Below are 4,711 nucleotides of genomic sequence, written 5' to 3'. Positions count from 1 at the left end.
CTCGCGTCGCTCACGCCGGCCCGCGGACGGGCGCCGCGCGGGCCGCGGCCGCACCCGTTCGCCGCGCCGTCCGCTGACCTGCGCGAGGCGCTGCAGGGCATTCTCCCCGTCGCGAAAGCGGGCGCGGGGGACGTGACGCTGCACCTGCCCACGCGCGGCCGCCTGCCCCTGCCGTCCCCGCACCTGGCGCACGCGCCGGCGGCGGACGGCGGCGCAGTGGACGTGGCGCCGTGGAACGCGGAGGTGCTTTCGCTCACGCCGTCCGCCGCGCTGGACCTGCTGCTCTCCCTCCCCGCCGCCGCGGACGGCGTCGTGATCGGCGAGAGCGTGCGGGCGCTGGGCGAGGTGGCCAAGCTGGCGCTGGAGCTCGTCGCCGGCGGGCGCGTGCTGCCCGTGATGGAGCCCGCGCCCGGCGGACGCTGGACGGCGCGCTGGGCTCCGCTCGTGGCGGCCGAGGCGGACGGCGAGCGGCTGGCCCTCCTGCGCCGCGCGCTCCCCCGCGCCTGCGCCGCGCACACGCCCGCGCCCACGGGCGACGACGTGGTGGGCCGCGCGCTGGACGCGCTGACGGACGCGTGCGCGCGGCAGGGGCTGTCGAGCATGGCGGCCGCCGTCGCGCAGGCGCCGGGCGCGGGCCGCACGCGCACCGCGGCGGAGCAGTGGCGCGACGCCCTGGTGGCGCCGGACACGCACGCGCGGGACGGCGGGCCCGGGGGGGAGCGGATGCACGCGGCCCTGGGCACGTGGAGCCGGCCGCTGGCCTCCGCCGCGGCGCGGGGGCTGCGGACGTGCTTTCAGCTCACGCCGCCCATCGACCGGTCCACCCTGGACGGGGAGGCCGTGCCGGAGCAGGTGGAGCGCGGGGCGCAGCCGGACGCGTGGCGGCTGGACTTTCTGCTCCAGGCCGCGGACGATCCCAGCCTGCTCGTCCCCGCGGACGACGTGTGGCGCGCGCGCGGCGCCCTCAAGGTCTTTCGCCGGACGGTGGAGCAGCCGCAGGAGCGCCTGCTGGAGGACCTGGGCCGCGCCTTTCGCCTGGTGCCCGGGCTGGAGCCCGCCCTGCGCGGCGCGCGGCCCACGGGGATGGCCATGGACGCGGAGCACGCGTACCGCTTTCTGCGCGAGGGCGCGCCGCTGCTGGCGCAGGCCGGGTTCGGCATCCGCGTGCCGCCGTGGTGGAACGCGCCGGCCGCGCGGCTGGGCGTAAGGCTCCGCGCCCGCTCATCCTCCTCCACCACGCGTGGCGAGGGAGACGGGCGGTTCGGGCTGGACGCGCTGGTCGCGTACGACTGGCAGGTGTCGCTGGGCGGGCAGACGCTTTCCGCGGACGAGTTCCGCGCCCTGGCCCGAGCCAAGGTGCCGCTCGTGCGCTTTCGCGGGCAGTGGGTGGAGCTGCGGCCGGAGGAGGTCGCGGCCGCCCTGCGCCTGTTCGAGCAGGGCGCCAGCGGCGAGATGTCCGCGGCGGAGCTGCTGCGCCTGGCCGCCGGCGCCGGCGAGGAGGCGGACGCCGCGCTGCACGTGGAGGGCGTGGAGGCGGAGGGCTGGCTGGGCGAGCTGCTGGCCGCCGCCGCGGAAGCCCGCGTGCAGCCCGTGGAGCCGCCGGAGGGCTTCGCGGGCACGCTGCGGCCGTACCAGCAGCGAGGGCTGTCGTGGCTGGCGTTCATGGACGGGCTGGGGCTGGGCGCCTGCCTGGCGGACGACATGGGCCTGGGCAAGACCGTGCAGCTGCTGGCCCTCCTGCTCGCCCGGCCGCCGCGCGCGCCGAAGGGCAGAAAGACGCTGCCCACGCTGCTCGTCTGCCCCATGTCGCTCGTGGGCAACTGGCAGCGCGAGGCGGCGAAGTTCGCCCCCGCGCTGCGCGTGCACGTGCACCACGGCGGCGAACGGCTGACCGGCGCCAGGCTCAGGAAGGCCGTGCGGGGCAGCGACCTGGTCATCACCACCTACGCCCTGGCCGCGCGCGACCGCGAGGAGCTGGGCGGGGTGGAGTGGGGCCGCGTGGTGCTGGACGAGGCGCAGAACGTAAAGAACGCCGCCGCGCGGCAGTCGCAGGCCATCCGCTCCTTTGAAGCTCCCCGCCGCATCGCGCTCACAGGCACGCCGGTGGAGAATCGGCTGGCGGAGATGTGGTCCATCCTGGACTTCCTGAACCCCGGCCTGCTGGGCACCGCGCGCGACTTCCGCAGCCGGTTCGCCCTGCCCATCGAGCGGTACCGCGACGCGGAGCGCGCGGGGCAGCTCAAGCAGCTGGCCGGGCCCTTCATCCTGCGCCGCCTCAAGACGGACCGCGGCATCATCCAGGACCTGCCCGAAAAGCAGGAGATGAAGGTCTTTTGCAACCTCACCCGCGAGCAGGCGTCGCTCTACCAGGCCACGGTGGAAGACATGATGCGGCGGATCGAGGAAAGCGACGGCATCCAGCGCCGTGGCCTCGTGCTGTCCACGCTTCTTCGATTGAAGCAGGCGTGCAACCACCCCGCGCAGCTGCTGAACGACGGCTCCGCGCTGGCGGGGCGCTCCGGCAAGCTGGAGCGGCTGGAGGAGGTGCTGGACGAGGTGATGCAGGTGGGTGACCGCGCCCTCGTCTTTACCCAGTTCGCCGAGATGGGGCACCTGCTGCAGGCGCGGCTGCAGGAGCGGTTCGCGCGGGAGATCCCGTTCCTGCACGGCGGCACGCGCAAGGCGGACCGCGACGCGCTCGTGGCCCGCTTCCAGTCGCCCGGCGGCCCGTCCGTGCTGCTGCTTTCCCTCAAGGCCGGCGGTACGGGATTGACGCTCACGGCGGCCAACCACGTCATCCACTTCGACCGCTGGTGGAACCCGGCCGTGGAGGACCAGGCGACGGACCGCGCGTTCCGCATCGGCCAGCGGCGCGACGTGCAGGTGCGCAAGCTGGTCTGCGCGGGCACGCTGGAGGAGCGCATCGACGCCGTCATCGAGGAAAAGAAGGCGCTCGCCGGCAGCGTCCTGGGGACGGGCGAGGCGTGGCTCACGGAGATGTCCACGGACGAGCTGCGGCGCATCGTCGCGCTGTCGGCGGACGCGGTGGCGGAATGAGGATGCGATGACGGACTTCTCGGAGTTCGGGCGGCCGCGCCTGCAGGCCAAGGACGGCATCAAGGCGCGCAGCACCCGTGGCGAGATCGGCGAGACGTGGTGGAGCCAGCGCTTTATCGAGGCGCTCAAGGCCGTGGCGGATGGCAACCGGCTGACGCGCGGCCGCAGCTACGCGCGCTCCGGGCAGGTGATGGACCTGCGCGTGGAGCGCGGCGCGGTGACGGCCAAGGTGCAGGGATCCGCCATCCGGCCGTACGCCGTGCGCATCGACCTCGCGCCGTTCACGGAGGCCGAGTGGTCGCGGGCCGAGGCGGCGCTGGCGGACCAGGCGCTGTTCCTGGCCGCGCTTCTGGCGGGCGAGATGCCGCGCGACGTGGAGCAGGCGTTCCAGGCCGCCGGCCTGTCGCTCTTTCCCTCGCGGCCCGCGGAGCTGCGGTCGGAGTGCTCGTGCCCGGACTGGGCCAACCCGTGCAAGCACACGGCGGCCACGTACTACATCCTGGCCGAGTCGTTCGATGCCGATCCGTTCCTCGTCCTCCGCTGGCGGGGCCGCGCGCGCGACGACCTGCTGGCGCGCCTCCGCGAGCTGCGCGCCACCCGCGAGCCCGACGCGGCGCTGATGGAGGCGGATGACGGGGAGGCCGATGCCCCGGCGGAGGCCGCGCCCCTGGCCGAGCCGCCCGCCGCGGCGGACTTCTGGAGCGCGGATCCCGAGCTGGCGACGCTGACGTTCTCCCCCCGCGCGGCGGAGGTGCCGGATGCCGTCCTGCGCCAGCTGGGTGCGCTTCCACCGGAGGCCGGCGGCGCGGAGCTGTCCGACGAGCTGGAGCGTGCCTACGGCCTCTTTACCCGCGCCGCCGAGCGCCGCGCCTTTGGCCCCGGCTGGTGAGGCGGCCGAAACAGCAGTCTCACACGGGCCTGCGGCCAACGGAGTAAACGGTTTTCAATCCGTTACCGTTATCCCCGTTGGCCGCAGGCCCCGTGTGCAATCCTTTCCGTAGATCCGTCCCGCGCCTGTGCCGATGCCGCGCCGCCGAGCGCCGCGCCTTTGGCCCCGGCTGGTGAGGCGGCTACAGGCCCCGACCGCCGCGCTGTTCCCCTGCATCCGCCGAAAGCGTCATCCTGAGTCATCCGGCGCTGCGCGCACCTTGTAGGATGAAAGCCGCCTATGCCCAACCTCCCCCAGGGTTTTTTGGGGGAGGTGGGCGAGCTCCGCGAGCCCGGAGGGGGCGCTCGCGGGGAGGTCCCCACATGCGCAAGGCCACGCCAGTCCTCTTCCTATTCAGGGAGCGCCCGCGAGGAAACCGATGCGGCACAGGACCTGGGGCGCGACCGAAGGATCTTGGGTCCCTGCCTCGGACTGTCCTCCACGTGAAAAAGGCTGCACGGGCACCCTCCTGCCGGATCGCCGGGTCCGTGGAAAGGACGCAAGATCCTTCGGTCGCCGCCATGGATCGCGCCCGGGCAGCGACCACGCGACGGCTCCTCAGGATGACGCTGTTGCGTGGAACGACGGTTATCGTGGAGGGGCTGGGGAGCGCGGGATGACGCATCTCGCGAAGTGCGGGCAGGGGTCATCCGCATCGCACGAAACGACGAAGCCCCTCCTCCGGAGAGCCGGAGGAGGGGCTTTCGATCACCCGGGATCGGCGAT

At 74.1% G+C, this 4,711-nt stretch carries 2 protein-coding genes; both read left to right on the top strand.

Features of this window, described 5'->3' with window-relative positions; translation table 11 throughout:
* Window positions 1-3,057 (top strand): DEAD/DEAH box helicase (locus VFZ20_RS14860; protein ID WP_329684688.1); only part of this gene is annotated, 3,057 nt, incomplete at its 5' end.
* Window positions 3,058-3,064: 7 nt separating this feature from the next.
* Complete coding sequence (locus VFZ20_RS14855; protein WP_329684687.1) at window positions 3,065-3,946, top strand: hypothetical protein; 882 nt, start codon at window positions 3,065-3,067, stop codon at window positions 3,944-3,946.
* The last annotated feature ends 765 nt before the right edge of the window (window positions 3,947-4,711 follow it).

This window comes from Longimicrobium sp., from assembly GCF_036280135.1.
Taxonomy (GTDB): Bacteria; Gemmatimonadota; Gemmatimonadetes; order Longimicrobiales; family Longimicrobiaceae; genus Longimicrobium.
This window is presented reverse-complemented; position numbering and strand designations above follow the sequence as displayed.

Coding starts and splice junctions, on each gene's coding strand:
- VFZ20_RS14855 (WP_329684687.1), top strand. CDS start 3,065: ATGACGGACTTCTCGGAGTTCGGGCGGCCGCGCCTGCAGGCCAAGGAC.